This is a genomic window from Micromonospora sp. CNZ286, assembly GCF_014207755.1.
The window spans coordinates 5743063-5759839 of record NZ_JACHIZ010000001.1; the positions used below are offsets into that span (position 1 = coordinate 5743063).

At 74.2% G+C, this 16777-nt stretch carries 11 protein-coding genes; 5 read left to right on the top strand and 6 right to left on the bottom strand.

What is annotated here, in order from left to right:
• Positions 1-213: 213 nt before the first annotated feature.
• Positions 214-1257, bottom strand: a complete 1044-nt coding sequence (locus tag FHX31_RS25410) for a hypothetical protein (protein ID WP_091330170.1) — start codon at positions 1255-1257, stop codon at positions 214-216.
• A gap of 39 nt (positions 1258-1296) precedes the next feature.
• Here FHX31_RS25410 and FHX31_RS25415 point away from each other — a divergent pair, with 39 nt between their 5' ends.
• A complete protein-coding gene (locus FHX31_RS25415) occupies positions 1297-1866 on the top strand; it encodes an NUDIX hydrolase (protein ID WP_091330171.1) in 570 nt (189 codons plus the stop codon).
• Positions 1867-1910: 44 nt separating this feature from the next.
• Here FHX31_RS25415 and FHX31_RS25420 read toward each other — a convergent pair whose 3' ends face one another.
• Entirely contained in the window at positions 1911-3002 is a 1092-nt protein-coding gene (locus FHX31_RS25420) for a mannose-1-phosphate guanylyltransferase (RefSeq protein ID WP_013284150.1), read from the bottom strand.
• Positions 3003-3066: 64 nt separating this feature from the next.
• On the bottom strand, positions 3067-4212 hold the full coding sequence (locus tag FHX31_RS25425) for a glycosyltransferase family 4 protein (protein WP_013284149.1): 1146 nt from the start codon (positions 4210-4212) through the stop codon (positions 3067-3069).
• Positions 4213-4362: 150 nt separating this feature from the next.
• On the opposite strand from FHX31_RS25425, the gene FHX31_RS25430 reads away from it, so the two are divergent.
• Positions 4363-5052: a TIGR03089 family protein gene (locus tag FHX31_RS25430; protein WP_184977323.1), complete on the top strand. Its 690-nt coding sequence runs from the start codon at positions 4363-4365 to the stop codon at positions 5050-5052.
• Positions 5053-5179: 127 nt separating this feature from the next.
• On the opposite strand, the gene FHX31_RS25435 is transcribed toward FHX31_RS25430, so the two are convergent.
• The gene (locus FHX31_RS25435) at positions 5180-7171 is read right to left on the bottom strand and encodes an acetoacetate--CoA ligase (protein WP_184977324.1); all 1992 of its coding nucleotides are present in this window, start codon (positions 7169-7171) and stop codon (positions 5180-5182) included.
• 317 nt (positions 7172-7488) lie between these two features.
• Positions 7489-8004: an acyl-CoA thioesterase gene (locus FHX31_RS25440; RefSeq protein ID WP_013284146.1), complete on the bottom strand. Its 516-nt coding sequence runs from the start codon at positions 8002-8004 to the stop codon at positions 7489-7491.
• Between the two features lie 23 nt (positions 8005-8027).
• Here FHX31_RS25440 and FHX31_RS25445 point away from each other — a divergent pair, with 23 nt between their 5' ends.
• Positions 8028-8681, top strand: coding sequence for a hypothetical protein (locus FHX31_RS25445; protein ID WP_047894724.1), 654 nt, complete (start codon positions 8028-8030; stop codon positions 8679-8681).
• A gap of 52 nt (positions 8682-8733) precedes the next feature.
• Here the strand turns inward: FHX31_RS25445 and FHX31_RS25450 are convergent, their stop codons facing one another.
• Complete coding sequence (locus tag FHX31_RS25450; RefSeq protein ID WP_091330175.1) at positions 8734-9897, bottom strand: acyl-CoA dehydrogenase family protein; 1164 nt, start codon at positions 9895-9897, stop codon at positions 8734-8736.
• Positions 9898-10144: 247 nt separating this feature from the next.
• Between FHX31_RS25450 and FHX31_RS25455 the strand changes: the two genes are divergently transcribed.
• Both FHX31_RS25455 and FHX31_RS25460 read left to right on the top strand, forming a co-directional pair.
• Positions 10145-11572, top strand: coding sequence for a UDP-glucose dehydrogenase family protein (locus FHX31_RS25455; RefSeq protein WP_013284143.1), 1428 nt, complete (start codon positions 10145-10147; stop codon positions 11570-11572).
• Positions 11573-11733: 161 nt separating this feature from the next.
• Complete coding sequence (locus FHX31_RS25460; protein ID WP_184977325.1) at positions 11734-16641, top strand: SCO7613 C-terminal domain-containing membrane protein; 4908 nt, start codon at positions 11734-11736, stop codon at positions 16639-16641.
• Positions 16642-16777 lie beyond the last annotated feature (136 nt).

Below are 16777 nucleotides of genomic sequence, written 5' to 3' on the forward strand. Positions count from 1 at the left end.
CCCGCCACACCTCGCACTGTACCCGCCGGTACTAATCTCCATCTTTAAGCGTCAGGTGAAAAACCTCGACGCTGGGCGGGCCGGTTCGGCAAACTCTCTGTTGCCCGCCGACGCCGGGGCGCAATGTCGACCCGGACGCCGGCTGACGGGCGTGGCCGGGTGGCACCACGAGGGTCTGCGACATCAGTCGCAGGGGTGCCGCCCGGCCCTCGCTCATCCGATCCAGAGCGCCACCCGGTGGTCCTCGTCCGTGACGTAGTAGCAGCGTCCCGCCAGCTCGGCCAGCCCTTCCACGTGATGGAACGGCGCCAGCTCCGCCACCACCTCCCCGGCCACCAGGGCGCTCCCGCCCGCGTCGTGCCGGAACCGCACGTGCCGGGAGGTCACCTCACCGCCGTGCGGATGGTCGTCCAACAGCACCGAACCCTTGCCCAGCGCGTCGATCGACCCGGTCACCGCCGCGTAGCCGCCGTCGCCGGTCGGCGTGATCGCGCGGAAGCCGGCGAGCGCCCCGGGCGGCGTCACACCGGTCAGCGCGTACGCCCCGAGCGCCCGCAGGTCGCCCGAGTGCTCCGGGTCGTCGAACATCTCCGGTACGCCGGCCAGCTCGACGTAGACCGGCTCCCCCGCGGCGGTCACCGGGAAACGCAGCCCCAGCAGCGCCGTACCGGCCGGGGTGAACGCCGCCGCCTCGACGTTGACCGGCAGGTCGTCCGCGGCGAGCCGGGTCACCCAGCTCTTGGCGCGGGCGGTGCCCCGGGCCAGTGTCTCCACGATGAACCGCTCCCGGACCCGGTCACCGGGCGGCAGCAGCGTCAGCGGGGCGGCGGCGAGCGCGTCGTTCACCGCCCGGTGCAGCCGGAAGCGGTTGCGCACCACGTGCACCGGCAGCGGCCCGGCCACGGCCTCGTCCTCCCGGAACCGGGCCACGAACGCGCGCCGGGGCCGCAGCGGGCCGCGCTTGGACCCGAAGTGCGAGCCGAAGACGTACACCCACCCGTCGTGGTGGGCGAGCGCCTCGCCGTCCTCGGTGCGGCCGTTCTCGCGGCGGGCATCGGCAGGTACGTGGTGCGCCACCCAGTGGCCGTCGTCGCGTTCCAGCAGCAGCGCCAGGCACTGCTCGACCGGCCCCTCGTCCAGCACCGTCCAGAAGCCGCGGCGCGCGCCGTGCGCCCGCAGCAGCGCGGCCGACCGCACCGGCAGGAGGTCGCTCGCCTCGTTGCCGGCCACCAGGAACTCGACGAGTCGCAGGGTCACCGCGCCAGGGTACGGAGGGCGCGCTCGTAGAGTGTCCGGGTGCCCGATCTCATCCCGTACACCGAGTTGCACGCCGACGCCGTCGCGACGCTGAGCCGCTGGACGGCGACCAGCCCCGCCGCCGACGCCGCCCGGGACCGCACCCTGGCGCTGCTGGCCGACGGGCCGGTGGCGATGAGCCGGACGCACCGGGCCGGGCACGTCACGGCGAGCGCGCTGGTGCTCGACCCGGACGGCCGGGTGCTGCTCTGCCTGCACGGCAAGATCCGCAGGTGGATGCAGCTCGGCGGGCACTGCGAGCCCGGCGACCGGACGCTCGTGGCCGCCGCGCTGCGCGAGGCCACCGAGGAGTCCGGCATCACCGGCCTGACCGTCGAGCCGGAGCCGATCGACGTGGACATCCACCAGGTCGCCTGCCAGGGCGGGTCGTTCCACTACGACGTCCGGTACGCCGCCCTGGCCCCGGCGGGGGCGGTCGAGCGGGTCAGCACGGAGTCCGAGGCGCTCGGCTGGTTCCCGCCGGACCGGCTGCCCGAGCCGCTCGCCCACGCCACGGCTCAGCTCGTGCCGCCGGCGCTCGCGGTGCTGGCCCGCCACGCCGGCGGCTGAGCGGCTCTACCGCGCCGCCGGACGCGGCCCGGCGGCCCGGCGGATCAGACCAGGCCCTCCTCGCCGCGTTCCTTCAGCTCGTCCACGATCTTCTTCACGTCCTGCGCGCGGTCACGCGGGCAGACCAGCAGCGCGTCCGGGGTGTCCACGACGATCAGGTCGTGCACCCCGACGGTGGCCACGAGCCGCCCGGAGTGCGGCACCACCACGGTGCCGGTGGTGTCGTGCAGCAGCACGCCCGGCTTCGCGTCACCGCCCAGCACCACGTTGCCGGCGCCGTCGGCGGGCAGCACCTCGCCGAGCGTGTGGAAGTCGCCCACGTCGTTCCAGCCGAAGTCGCCGGGCACCGTACCCACCCGGCCCGCAGTCGCCGCCCCCTCCATCACCGCGTAGTCGACCGAGATCCGGGGCAGCGTCGGCCAGATCCGGCCGAGCACGTCGTCCTGCTCCGGGGTGCCCCAGGCCGCCGCGATGGCGGTGATCCCGGCGTGCAGCTCCGGCTGCTGGCGAGCCAGCTCGGACAGGAAGACGTCCACCCGCCAGACGAACATGCTGGCGTTCCAGAGGTGCCGGCCGGAGCGGACGTACACCTCGGCCACCTCGGCGGCCGGCTTCTCCTTGAACTCGCGTACCGGGCGCAGCGGGCCGTCCCCCGCCGGCTCGCCGGTCTCCAGGTAGCCGTAGCCGGTCTCCGGGCGCGTCGGGGTGATGCCCACAGTCATCAGCAGCCCCTGCTCCGCGCCCCGGATGGCCTGCCGCACGACCTCGGCCAGCCGGGCCGGGTCGCCGATCAGGTGGTCGGCGGCGAACGAGCCCATCACCGCGTCCGGGGTCCGGGCGGCGATCACCGCGGCGGCCAGCGCGATCGCCGCGCAGGAGTCGCGCGGTGACGGCTCGACCAGGATGTTCTCCTCCGGCAGGCCAGCCAGTTGCCGAGCCACCGCCGCGGCGTGCGCGGCCCCGGTGACCACGAGCGTGCGCTCCGGAGTGGTCAACGGCGACAACCGGTCGACAGTGGCCTGCAACAGCGAGGCGGGGGTGCCGGTCAGCGGGTGGAGGAATTTGGGATGGCCGGCACGGGACAACGGCCACAACCTCGTGCCGCTGCCGCCCGCCGGGATGACGGCGTAGAACATCAGCACATCATGCCCGAAGCGGGCGAGCCGTCACGGTCGGTCGCCCGGGACCGGCAGCCGACGCTCAGGACCGGGCCCGTCGCCATGCCGCGATGTGGACCTCCGCGCTGGACTCCCAGGTGAACTCCTTGGCCCTGTCGAAACCGGCCTTGGCCAGCGACAGCCGCCGCTGCTCGTCGTCCAGCAGGGCACCGAGGTCGGTGGCGATCTGGTCCGGGTCCTCGCTGGTGTAGGCCACCGCGTCGCCGCCCACCTCGGGCAGGGACAGGCGCGGCGTGGTGAGCACTGGGGCGGCGCACGCCATCGCCTCCAGGATCGGCAGGCCGAAGCCCTCGCCGTACGAGGGGTACGCCGCCACCAGCGCGCCGCCGAGGAAGCCGGGCAGGTCGGCGTAGCGCAGGTAACCCGGGCGCAGCAGCCGCAGGTGCGACGGGACCTCGGCCACCGCACGGTCGATGTCGTCGTCGTGGCCCTGGCCGCCGGCCACCACCAGCGCGGGCGGGTTCGGCCGGTCGGCCACCGCCCGGGCCCAGCCGCGGATCAGGTTGGGTACGTTCTTGCGCGGCTCCTTGGCCCCGAGGAACGCGATGTAGCTGCTGTCGCCGAGCCCCAGGCGGGCCCGGACGCGTGCCTTCTCCTCGTCACCCGGCGCGTGGAACGCGTCCTGGTCGACACCGTGGTAGGCGACGTCGATCCGGGTCGGGTCGGCGTCCAGCAGCCGGATCAGCTCGTCGCGGGTGGCCTTGCTCGGCACGATCACCCGGTTCGCCCGGCGCAGCGAGGTCTTGATCGCGCTGCGGAAGAAGGTCCGGCGCGACTTGTCGTAGTGCTCCGGCTCGGTGAAGAACGTCGCGTCGTGCACGGTGACAGTCACCGGGCAGCCGGCCCGCAGCGGGCAGGTGTAGAACGGCGAGTGCAGCACCTCGGCGCCGACCTGCTGGGCCAGCAGCGGCAGGCCGGTCTGCTCCCAGGCCAGCCGGGCCGGCCGGTGCGCCACCGCCGCCGGGGCGGGGATCACCTCCGCGCCGGGCAGCATCCGGGTGTAGCGCTCCAGGTCGGTGCGGAGGCTGACCACGGCCAGGTCGACGCCGGTGCCGCAGACCCGGCCCAGCGCGCCGAGCAGTCCGTCGACGTATCTACCGACGCCGCCACGGTCGGCGGGGACACTCGTGGCGTCGATGAGAACGCGGGGCGGGCGACCGGCGGTCACGGGGCGACTCCTCAGGTGGCGCAGTTGTGGGGAATAACACTCTCGGCAAGCCTACGCCGGGCCGGGCGCGAGGCGCTGACCGCGACCCGACGGTACGCCGACTTGTCGCTGTCATCGAGTACGCACGCGGGGCGCGTATCGTTCGCGCCGATGGCCGACAACATTGCCCGGGTGTTCGCCGACGCGATCGCGACCGACCCCACCCGACCGCTGCTGACCTGGTACGACGACGCCTCCGGCGAACGCACCGAACTCTCCGGGGCGACGCTCGCGAACTGGGTGGCGAAGACCGCGAACCTGCTCACCGACGAGGTCGGCGCCGCGCCCGGCGACGCGGCCGGGGTGCTGCTGCCGCCGCACTGGCAGACCGCCGCGGTGCTGCTCGGCTGCTGGTCGGCGAAGCTCACAGTGACCGGCACGCCGGGCCCGGTGGAGGCACTGTTCGTGGCCGTCGGCCGGGTGGACGAGGCGGCCGGGTGGCCGGCCGGCGAGCGGTACGCGCTGGCGCTCGACCCGTTCGCGCTGCCGATGCGGCAGGTGCCGGCCGGCTGCACCGACTTCGTCTCCGCGGTACGCGGACACGGCGACCACTTCACGCCGAACCCGGCCGGTGGCGAGGCGGACGCGGCGCTGCTGGCCCGCGCACAGGCTCGCGCCACCGAGCTGGGCCTGGCTCAGGGCGATCGCCTCCTGGTCGACGTGACCACCCACCCCGACCCGGTCGACTGGCTGCTCACCCCGCTGACCGCAGGCGCCAGCGTGGTCGCGTGCGCCCACCCCGACCCGGCCCGCCTGCCTTCCCGCGCCGAAACCGAGAAGACCACCCACACCCTGGCCTGACGCCCGCCCCTTCCCCTCCCCCGCGTTGATCTTGCGGTTTCGGCCCTCGGGACGGGTGATTCGCCCCCTTCGCCGGGGCGGAAAGTGCAAGATCAACGGGCGGGGCGGCGGGGCGGAGAGTGCGAGATCAGCGAGGCGGGGCAGGGCTGTCGGCGGTGGCCCGGCGCTGGGCCAGGGCGGCGAACGCCGTCAGGGACTCCGGGTTGGCCAGGGCGCCCTTGGCCGCCGCGCTGTCGATCGGGGTGCCCGTCAGGATCTTCTTGACCGGTACCTCCAGCTTCTTCGCGCTCAGCGTGCGGGGCACGGCCCGGACCTGGTGGATCTCGTCCGGCACGTGCCGCGGCGACAGCGCGGTACGCAGCTCCCGGCAGATCTTGCGCCGCATCTCGTCGTCGAGTTCCAGGCCCTCGGCGAGCACCACGAACAGCAGCAGCTCGCCCGCGCCGCCCTCGTCGTCCTCCAGGTGCACGACGACCGAGTCGACCACCTCGTCCAGCCCCTCGACCACCGAGTAGAACTCGGCGGTGCCGAGGCGTACGCCGCCCCGGTTGAGCGTGGCGTCGGACCGGCCGGTGATCACGCACCCGCCGCGCTCGTTCACCGTGATCCAGTCGCCGTGCCGCCACACCCCGGGATAGACCTCGAAGTACGCCTCCCGGTAGCGGGCGCCGTCCGGGTCGTTCCAGAACCCGACCGGCATGCTCGGCATCGGCTCGGTGATCACCAGCTCGCCGAGCTGCCCGATCACAGCGCTGCCGTCGGCGGAGCGGGCCTCCACCTTCGCGCCGAGCGCCCGGCAGGCGATCTCCCCGGCGTACACCGGCAGCAGCGGCACGCCGCCGACGAACCCGGTGCACACGTCCGTGCCGCCGGACAGCGACTGGAGCTGGAGGCGGTCGCTCACGTTCTCGTACACCCAGGTGAAGCCCTCGGCCGGCAGCGGCGCGCCGGTCGAGCCGAGGCCGCGCACCGCGGACATGTCGGCGACCTCGCGCGGCACCAGCCCGGCCTTGCGGCAGGCCAGCAGGAACGGCGCGGACGTGCCGAAGTACGTGGTGCCGGTGTCGGCGGCCAGCCGCCACAGCGCGCCCAGGTCGGGGTGGCCCGGGTTGCCGTCGAACAGCACGATCGCTGCGCCCACCGCCGGGCCGGAGACCAGGAAGTTCCACATCATCCAGCCGGTCGTGGTGAACCACAGGAACCGGTCGGACGGGCCCAGGTCGTGGTGCAGCGCCAGCATCTTGAGGTGTTCCAGCAGGATGCCGCCGTGGCCGTGCACGATCGGCTTGGGCAGGCCGGTGGTGCCGGAGGAGTACAGCACGTAGAGCGGGTGGTCGAAGGCGACAGGGGTGAACGTCAACGGCTCGTCCGTCGCCGCCGCCAGCTCCGCCCACGGCAGCGCGCCGTCGGGGGCCGGGCCGTCCGGATCGAGGTACGCGATGGCGACCGTGTGCCGCAGCGACGGCAGCGCGGCCCGGATCGCGGCCACCTCGGCGCGCCTGTCGACCGGCTTGTCGCCGTACCGGTAGCCGTCCACGGCGACCAGCACCGTGGGCTCGATCTGCTGCCAGCGGTCGGTGACGCTGCGGGTGCCGAACTCGGGCGCGCAGGAGGAGAAGACCGCGCCCAGGCTGGCGGTGGCGAGCAGCAGGACGTACGTCTCCGGGATGTTCGGCGCGTACGCGGCCACCCGGTCGCCCGGCCCGACACCGAGGCAGCGCAGCCCGGCGGCCACCCGGCGGACCCGCTCGCGCAGCTCGGCCGCGGTGAGCGTCTCCGGCGCGCGGGTCTGACCGTGCGCGATCACCGCCGGGTCGTCGTCGCCCAGCCCCGGCATGCGCAGCACGTTCTCGGCGTAGTTGAGCGTCGCGCCGGGGAACCAGCGGGTGCCCGGCATGGCCCGGCCGGTGAGGGTGGCGGTCGGCGGGGTGTGCGCGACCACGTCGAAGTAGTCCCAGATCGAGCGCCAGAACGCGTCCAGGTCGGTCACCGACCACTGCCACAGCGCGTCGTAGTCGGCGAACTCCAGCCCGCGGTGCTCGGCCAGCCAGCGCAGGTAGTCACCGATCCGGGACCGCTCCCGCACGTCCGCCGGCGGCGTCCACAGCACGTCAGCCACTGTTCCACCCTCCCCTGGGCCCGCCACGACGGTGTGCCGGGGCCGTGGCGCCATCTTGCCCTACCTCGTGCCGCCATTGTCCGCGCCGGGTACGCCGTACGGGGCGTGCCCCGCCCACACCCCGAACCCCCACCCCATGTGGCCCGCGTGTAAGGAAGGGCCCCCTATTAACGCCTCGTGTAGAGAAAGGGCCCCTTGTTAACACCTCGCCCTCCGCGGGTGTCCGCCGCCGGTGGAGGCGGCGCGGGTAGGCCGGGGGTGTTAACAGGGGTCCCCTCCTCTACCGCAGGCGTTAACAAGGGGCCCTTCCTTACACCTCAGCCGGCGCGGTGGGCCTGGATCGCGCGGCGCCGGGCGAGCCGGTGCGCGCGCCGGATCTCGGCCTCCCGGAAGCGGCGCTCGTCCTCCGGCGTCTCGGGCAGCACCGGGCGGACCGGCCGGGGCGTGCCACCCACGTCGACGCCCACGAACACCAGGTACGCGGTGGCGACCCGGACCGGTTCCTCCTCGGCCGAGTCCCAGCGTTCGGCGACCACCTTCACCCCGACCTCCATCGAGGTCTGTCCGGTCCAGTTGATCTGCGCGTGCGCGTGCACGAGGTCGCCCACCCGGACCGGCTCGGAGAAGACGATCTCGTCGATGGACGCGGTCACCGCGGTGCCGCCGCTGTGCCGCGCCGCCGCCGCGCCGGCGACGTCGTCCACGAATTTCATCAGTACCCCACCGTGCACGGTCCCGTACAGATTGACATCGACCGCGGTCATGATGCGACTGAGCGTGACGCGGGAGTACGACGTGGGCTTACCCGGCGGGACCGCGGGATGATCTGTCATGCCGAAAACGGTACGGTGCGCGGATGCGACATCTCTGGAGCTTCCTCGCCGGGTTGGCGGTGGCGCCCGTCACCTGGGTGCTCGTCACGCTCGGTCAGGACGGATCTGAGCGGACCGTCGACCGCTGGGTGGAGATCGGGACGTACAGCACGCCGAACCTGATCGAGCCGGCCGTCTATCTGGGCGTCGCCGGCATCCTGCTCGGCCTGCTCGGCACGTTGCGCTTCTCGCCGTTCGGCCCGCTGGTGGCCGGCCTGCTGCTCGCGGTCCCGTACCTCGGGCTGTTCGTCGCGCCGTTCGGCGTGCGGGACCGGGTGCCGGACGACCTGAAGCTGCTCGGTGACCCGCTGCCGCTGCGCGACCCGCTGGACAACGGCACGCTGTTCCTCATCGGCCTGCTGCTGCTGATGGCCGTGTTCAGCACGAGCCGCTGGCGGCGTCCCGTCACATCCGCGACGGCCGAGGCGGAGCTGACCCCGGCCGTCACACCGGTCGAGCACAAGCCGGCGCTCACCGACTGGCCCCCGGCGCCGGCGAAGGACCCCGACACGCCGCCGCTCACGCTCGCGTACCCCGAGTCCCCCACCGAACCCCTGCCCCGCCGCACCGGCGGCGAGTCGCCGTGGTCCGCGCCCCCGCGCGGCGCCGGCCGGCCGGAGGGCACCGAGAGCCGTTGAACGAGCGCGGGCGGGCCGGTACGCACCGGCCCGCCCGCCCGAACGCCTGCGGTCAGCCCTTGAGCAGCTGACGCGCCATCACGATGCGCTGCACCTGGTTGGTGCCCTCGTAGATCTGGGTGATCTTGGCGTCCCGCATCATCCGCTCGACCGGGTAGTCGCGGGTGTAGCCGTAGCCGCCGAGCAGCTGGACCGCGTCGGTGGTGATCTCCATGGCGGCGTCGGACGCGAAGCACTTCGCGGCCGCACCGAAGTAGGTCAGGTCCGCGTCGCCGCGCTCGGACCTGCCGGCGGCGGCGTACGTGAGCTGCCGCGCCGCCTCCAGCTTCATGCCCATGTCGGCGAGCATGAACTGGATGCCCTGGAAGTCGGCGACCGGCTTGCCGAACTGCTTGCGCTCCTGGACGTAGCCCTTGGCGTAGTCCAGCGCGCCCTGAGCGATACCGACGGCCTGGGCGGCGATGGTGACGCGGGTGTGGTCCAGCGTCTTCATCGCGGTGGCGAAGCCGGTGCCCTCGGCGCCGATCATGCGGTCGGCCGGGATCCGGACGTTGTCGAAGTAGACCTCACGGGTGGGCGAGCCCTTGATACCGAGCTTCTTCTCCGGGGCGCCGAAGCTGACGCCCAGGTCGGACTTCTCCACCACGAACGCGGAGATGCCCTTCGAGCGCGCTGTGGGATCGGTCACGGCGAACACGGTGTAGTACTCGGAAACGCCCGCGTTGGTGATCCACCGCTTCACGCCGTTGAGCACCCAGTGGTCTCCGTCACGTACCGCCTTGGTGGTCATCGCGGCGGCGTCGCTGCCCGCCTCCGGCTCGGAGAGGCAGTAGGAGAACATGCCCTCCCCGGCCGCGACCGGGGTGAGGTACTTGCGCTTGAGTTCCTCGGAGCCGGCCAGCAGCAGCGGCATGGTGCCCAGCTTGTTCACCGCCGGGATCAGCGAGGACGACGCGCAGGCCCGGGCCACCTCCTCGATCACGATGGCCGTGGCCAGCGCATCCGCGCCGGCGCCGCCGTACTCGACCGGGATGTGCGGGGCGTGGAAGTCGGCCGCCCGCAGGGCCTCGTAGGACGCCTTGGGGAACTCACCTGTCTCATCCGCCTCGGCGGCGTGCGGAGCCACCTTGGCCGCACAGACCTCACGGACCGCCTCCCGGATCGCCTCGTGTTCCTCCGGCAACCGGTAGACGTCGAACGACTGCTCTGCGGCCATGTCGGCCCTCCCCTTTCACCGCTATCATGCGCAGTCTGTGCCGCCCGGGGGCCGACGACTGCCGCAAACTGAAGGATAGCCACCGGCCCCGGCCGAACCTTACCGGCGGGTAGGCTCGCGCCCGAGCCTCGCCCGCCCAACCCCATTACCCTCACAGCAGACATCCAGTTCCCTCGGTGCCCGGCCTCGGCGCCCCAGCAGAATGCGACGCGTGGAAGCGCCGCCAGTGCGAGCGGAGAAGACAGGCGTGACGATTCCGTACCCGAACACCCAGCCGATGCCCGCCATCGCCGCGGTGACCCCGCCGTCCGGCGCCGCCCGCCCGCGGGTGACCTTCCTCGGCACCGGCTACCTCGGTGCGACCTACGCCATCTGCTACGCGGAGCTGGGCTACGAGGTGCTCGGCTTCGACGTCGACGCGGACAAGATCGCCAAGCTGAACGCGGGCGAGGTGCCGATCCACGAGCCCGGCCTCGACGAGCTGCTGCGGCGCAACCTGGCCGCCGGCCGGCTGCGGTTCAGCACCGACATCCAGGAGACCGCCGACTTCGGCGACGTCCACTTCATCTGCGTCGGCACCCCGCAGCGGGCCGACGGCATGGGCGCCGACCTGTCGTACGTCGAGGCGTCCGTGACCAGCCTCGCCCAGCACCTGACCCGCAAGGCGCTGATCGTCGGCAAGTCCACCGTGCCGGTGGGCACCGCCGAGTGGGTGGAGCAGCTCGTCGGCAAGCACACCCCGGCCGACCTCGGCGTCGAGGTGGCGTGGAGCCCCGAGTTCCTCCAGGAGGGCTTCGCCGTCGACGACGTGCTGCGTCCGAACCGGATCGTGGTCGGCGTCAAGAGCGAGTGGGCCAACGGCATGCTCTTCGCCGCCCACAAAGGCGTCTTCGACCTCGCCGCCACCGAGGACCGCGAGGTGCCGCTGGTGGTCACCGACTTCGCCACCGCCGAGCTGGTCAAGGTCGCCGCGAACGCGTTCCTCGCCACCAAGATCTCCTTCATCAACGCGATGGCCGAGGTCTGCGAGGCGGCCGGCGGCGACGTCACCCAGCTCGCCCGCTCGATCGGCTACGACCCGCGCATCGGCAACCGCTTCCTCCAGGCCGGGCTCGGCTTCGGCGGCGCCTGCCTGCCCAAGGACATCCGCGCCTTCCAGGCCCGCGCGCAGGAGCTGGGCGCCGGTGAGGCGCTGCGCTTCCTGCACGAGGTCGACCTGATCAACCAGCGCCGCCGCAGCCGCGTGGTGCAACTCGCCGCCGAACTGCTCGGCCGCCGCTCCGGGCCGGCCGGCCCGGACCTGTCCGGCACGCGGGTCGCGGTGCTCGGCGCCACGTTCAAACCCAACACCGACGACGTACGCGACGCGCCGGCGCTCGCGGTCGCCTCGCTGCTCGGCAAGGCCGGCGCTGACGTGCACGTGTTCGACCCGCAGGGGGTCGAGAACGCACGCCGGGCGGTGCCCGAGCTGACGTACGAGGAGACGATGAACGACGCCGTCCGCGGCGCCGACCTGGTCTGCGTGCTCACCGAGTGGGCCGAGTTCCGCAACGCCGACCCGGTGGCCCTGGGCGAGCTGGCGAACGGCCGCAAGGTGGTCGACGGGCGCAACTGCCTCGACTCCACACTGTGGACGCAGGCCGGCTGGGAGTACCGCGGCATGGGTCGCCCCTGATCCGCTGAGCGCGCGGACCGGCCGCCGGGGAACGTCTCCCGGCGGCCGGTCCGTTTTTGTTGTCCCGAACGCGGCGGCAACTGTCGAAATCCCGGCCCACTCAAGGCATGCTGCCTCTGGGAGGTCCACAGTGCGGGGGCACGGGCGGACGGGAGACTGTCGTGGAGAGCTTCAGGTGCGCCTCGTGCGGGCAGGACATCAAGCCCGCCGTCGTCTGCCCGCACTGCGGCGCGCACCAGCCGCAGTGGGCCGAGCACCTGGCCGACATCGAGCGCTCGATCGCCGAGATGAAGGCCCGCGACGCCGAGATCGCCCGGGAGCAGCGGCAGATCGCCGCGAAGATGCAGGCCGCCCTCTTCCAGCGGGACATCCTGGCGCACGCCGGTGAGGAACGGATCAGGCAGGCCACCCGGCCGCGCCGGGTGCTGCGCCGCCGGCCCGGCCGCCGCCCGCCCACCGCCGCCACCGGCGCGCCGCCCCGGGTGCCCCGCCAGGGCACCCCGCCGCCCGGCCCGCCGGAGGACCTGCCCCCGTCGCCGCCGCGCGGCCGCCCCCGCTGGCTCGACGCGGACGACCCGGAGCACCCGCCCGAGGCGTCCTCGCGCGAGGTGCAGAACATCCCGCTCGGGCTGGGCGCGCTCCTGCTCGGCGTCGCCGCGGTGGTCTTCGCCGCGGTCGCCACCAGCTCGATGGACGCGCTGGCCCGCCTCGGCGTGCTGCTGGTGGCGACGGCGCTGATGCTGCTCGCCCCGCCGGTGCTGGCCCGGCGCGGGCTCACCTCCACCGCCGAGACCATCGCCGCGGTCGGGTTGCTGCTGGTGCCGCTGGCCGGGTACGCGCTCTGGGCCGTGGACCGGATCGGCGGCGGCTCGTCGGGTGCCGCGTTCGCCGGGACGATCTTCCTGGTCACCACGCTCGTCGCCCTCGGGTACGCGTACGGGACGGGTCTGCGCGCGCCACGCTTCGCCACAGTGCTGGCCGCCCAGCCGGTGCTGCCGCTGCTGGCGTACGAGCGGATCACCGGGCCGGTCGGCTGGGCGCTGGTGCTGACCGTGGTGGCAGTGCTCGACCTGGCGCTCGCGCGCTCGGCGGTGGTACGCGAGCGGCCCGTCCGGCGGGACCTGCCCGTCACCGAGCCGGCACCTCCCGTCCCGCCCCGGCAGCGCGCCGACGACGACCGGCCCGAGTCGGCGCCGGAGGAGTCCGCCGAGGTGCTGGGCGGTGAGACACCACCGGGTCCGGCCGCCACCGCCCGGCCGGTGCCGTGGCTGCCCGAGCTGACCTGGCTGCTGCACGGCGTGGCGGTCGCTGTCGCGCTGGCGTACGCGGTGACCGGACTGCTGCGCGCCACCACGGTGCCGCCGGCCGCCGCCGCGGGCACGGTGCTGCTGCTGGCCGCCCTGGTCGCGCTGGCCGGGACGCTCGTGCTGCGCCGGCCGCCGCTGCCGGACGTGGGCGCCGGCATCCTCACGCTGGCGGTCATCGGCGCTCTCGGGCGGGTCGCCTCGGTGGCTCTGCCCGGTCGGTCCCTGCTGCTCATCTCCGCCGTCATCGCGCTGACCGGGCTCGCCGTCCGGGCCGTACCGGAGACGGCCCGGCGTGGCCCGCAGATCGCCTCCGCGGTGGCGCTCACGGTCAGCGGCCTGGTGGTCGCCGGTGGCGCGCTGCGCGCCGGGCTGGCCCCGGTCCGGGCCGCCTTGCCGGCATGGTCGGCGGATCTGACCGGATGGCACACCGAGCTGGCCCGGGCGGTCGGCCCGGCCGGCTGGCAGCTCGCGGCCAGCGCGTCGTTGCTCACGATCGCCGCCGTGATCGCGCTGCCGGCCGAGATCCGGCGCGAGTTCGCAGTGGTCGGCGCGGCGCTCACCGCGCTCGCCGTACCCGCGTCGCTCGGTCTGGGCTGGGCGGCGGCCTGCTGGCCGATGCTGCTCACAGCGGTAGCGGTCGGCGTGCTCGGGCTGACCGCACGCACCGAACGGTCCGCTGTGGCGCACGCGGTGACAGCGGCCGGGCTGGGCCTGGTCGGCGCGGGTGCTTCGCTCGCCCGCCCGGCGCTCACCGCCGCCGCGCTGACTGTTCTGTTCCTGGCCGGGGCGCTGGTGTCCCTCGCCCCGCGGGTCCGGCTCGCCGCCGCCGCGACGGAGACGGTCTGCTCCTGGGCCGCGGGCGGCGCGGCGTTCGCCCTGCCCGGTGCCGTCGCCGCGTTCGTGGCGGCCACGGTGCCGACGCCGCCGGTCGCCACACCGGCGAACCTGCGCGAGATCACCGTGCCGATCCTCGCGGCGAGCTTCCTCGCCGTCTGTGTCACGCTCGGCTACGCCGCCCTGGTGCAGGTGGCACAGCGGCACCTGAGCATGCCGCACGCGCTCGGTACGGTGCTCGGCGCGGTGGCGGTCGCCGCCGCCGCGTTCGGCGCGCCGGGCGCGACCTCGGCCGACGCGTGGGTGGGGAGTCTGCTCCTGGTCGCCGCCGCGCTGCTGGCGCTCGCCCCACGCATCGACGCCGGCCGCCGCGCGGACATGTCCCTCGACGGGTCCGACCTGGCGCTCGCGGCCACCACAGTGGCGCTCGTCGCCACGCTGGCCCGGATCGCCGCGGTGCTCGCCCCCGGCGGTCAGCTCGTGGTGGCCTCCGCGCTGGTGCTGCTGGTGGCGGTGGCCGCCCGCGCGCTGCCCGAGGAGTGGCGGCGCGGCCCGATTCTCGGCATCGCCGCCGGTGGCACGCTGATCGGCCTGATCGCCGCCTGGAGCGCGTTGCGCGGCGGACTCGGCGTGCTGGCCACCCCCGGCCCGATCTGGGCCGGTGACCTGTTCGGCTGGCCGGCCGCGCCGACCGGCGGGTCGACCTGGCAGGCCCCGGTCGCGCTGGCGCTGCTGGGGGTGACCGCGGCGATCCTGCTGCCGCCGCCGTGGAAGTACGACGTCTCCGGCCTGGCCGCCGTGCTCGCCACGGTGGGCGCACCGGCCGCGTTCGACCTGCCCTGGTGGTCCCCGGTGCTGGTCGGCTGCATGGTGGCCACCGTCTACGGCATGGCGGCCGCGGCCGCTGTCGATCCCCGGGCCGCGCTGTCCCGGGCCACAGTGGCCGGGGTGGTGGCGCTGCACGCGGCCGGGGCCGGGCTGGTACGGCCGTGGACGACAGCGCTGGCGCTGGGCAGCATCGCGCTGATCGGCGCGACGGTGGCCGCGGTGGCCCGCACGCTCGCGCCTTCCCTCGTCGACGACATCCGCAGCGAGGGCATGCCGCCGCACCTGGTGCAGGTGGGCGGCGCGGGCGCCGGAGCCGCACTGCTCGCGCTGCCCGGCGCGGTGGCCGCGCTGGCAGTCGAGTACGGCCGCCCACCGCAGGTGGTGCTCACCGCCGCGCTCGCCGCCGCCAGCATCGGGCTGGCCGCGATCGCGGCGGTACGTCGGCAGGTGCCGCAATACCTCCCGTACGCCAGCGTCGCGGTGGTCGGCGCGGCCACAGTGACCGCCGCCGCGGCGCTCGCGGTCGGCCTGCCGGCGGGCGTGTTCGCCGCCGCCGCCGCGCTGCTCGGTGTGCTCGCCGAACTGGTACGGGCCGCCACCGTCCCGCCCGCAGGTTCGGGCCGGCCGGTACGCCGCTGGACCGTGCTGCTCAACGGGGCGCTACGACGTGCCCCGGACGATCCCGAGCTGCGCTGGCGGGTCAGCCCGGCGGCTGGCGCGCTCGCCGCCGCGGCGCTGCCCACCGCACTGGCGCTGGCCACGCTGGCGCCCTCACTCGTGGTGGCGCTGTTCTCGCCGTTCGCGGTGCTGGGCCGGGTGTGGCAGGGGCCACCACCGGAGTTGCTGACCCCGCCGCCGGAGGCGGTCAACCCCACGCACGTGCTCACCGCGCTGCTGCTGACGGTGACCGCGGCGCTGGCCGCCACCGGGTTCAGCGGCGGCCGGCGGTCCCGGGCGGTGCCGGTGATCCTGCCCGGCGCGGCGATCACCCTGCTGATCACGCCGGTGGCGCTGGGGCGGGGCTGGCCGGTGACCGCGCTTGCCGCGCTCGCGGTGTTCACCATCTCGATGCTCGGGCTGGCGCTGACCCCGCCACCGGCGATCGCCGAGCCGGGCCGGTCGATCCGGGTGGCCCGGGTGCTGGTCTTCGCGCTGGGGCTGGCCGCCGGTGGCGCCGGGCTGGCCGGCAGCCTCGCCACGAGCGACCTGACCGTGTTCACGCTCGGCGGGGCGGTCGGCGTGGGTGCTGTCGCCGCGCTGTTCGGCACCACCCAGCGGGCGCGCATCCTGGGCTGGTTGTTCGGCTCGGTGATGGCTCAGCTGTTCGTGCTCACGATCGGCCTGAAGTCCGGGCTGGCGGCCGTCTGGTCCGCGTTCGGGGTGCTCGCCGTCGGCGCGGCGTTGCAGGTGTTCGCCGCCACGCTGCCCCGGCTGCGCCGTCCCGAGGCGTACCGGGAGGCGGCCACAGTCGAGTGGAGCGGCTACGGGGCGGCGCTCATCGCGCTGGCGCTGGCGTACGACTCGCCCCGGCACATCGCCGCGCTGCTGGCCGCCTGGGGCGCGGTCCTCGGGGTGGCGGCCAGCCGTCCGGGACGCCGTCCGATGGAACGCAACCTGCTGTTCTGGGCGGTGGTGGCCTGCGAGATCAGCGCCTGGTGGATCCTGATGCGGGTGGCCGACGTGGCGCTGCCGGAGGCGTACACGCTGCCGTTCGCCGCGCTGGCCCTGCTGGTCGGCGTCCTGCAACTGCGGCACCGGCCCGACCTGTCGAGCTGGGTGGCGTACGGGCCGGCGCTGGTCACCGCGTTCCTGCCCACGCTGGCGATCGTGATCGCGACCGAATCCAGCATGCTGCGTCAGGTGCTGCTGCTGCTCGGCGCCGTCGCGGTGCTGATCTTCGGCTCGACCAGCCGGCAGCAGGCCCCGGTGATCGTCGGGGCGACGGTGACCGCGATCGCCGCCGTGCACGCGTTGTTCAGCCTCGGCCCGTGGCTGGTCCTGATCCCGGTCGGCATCGTGCTGCTGGTGCTCGGTGCGAGCAACGAACGCCGCCGCCGTGCCCAGGAGCGCCTCCAGACCGCCCTGCGCGGCATGCGGTGAGCCGGTCCCGGTCCCGGTCGGGGCCGGGACGCGACTGATCAGGTCACGCTCCGTGTCGAAGGGCTGCGGCGGGGATGCCGCCCCTCTGCCGCCTTTGCTCTGCACCCACTGACGCAGCAGTCACCAACTGTGACGA

Excerpts from the sequence above, each read along its gene's own strand:
- FHX31_RS25420 (WP_013284150.1), bottom strand. The coding sequence starts at position 3,002 with ATGTTCTACGCCGTCATCCCGGCGGGCGGCAGCGGCACGAGGTTGTGG.
- FHX31_RS25430 (WP_184977323.1), top strand. The coding sequence starts at position 4,363 with ATGGCCGACAACATTGCCCGGGTGTTCGCCGACGCGATCGCGACCGAC.
- FHX31_RS25440 (WP_013284146.1), bottom strand. The coding sequence starts at position 8,004 with ATGACAGATCATCCCGCGGTCCCGCCGGGTAAGCCCACGTCGTACTCC.
- FHX31_RS25445 (WP_047894724.1), top strand. The coding sequence starts at position 8,028 with ATGCGACATCTCTGGAGCTTCCTCGCCGGGTTGGCGGTGGCGCCCGTC.
- FHX31_RS25450 (WP_091330175.1), bottom strand. The coding sequence starts at position 9,897 with ATGGCCGCAGAGCAGTCGTTCGACGTCTACCGGTTGCCGGAGGAACAC.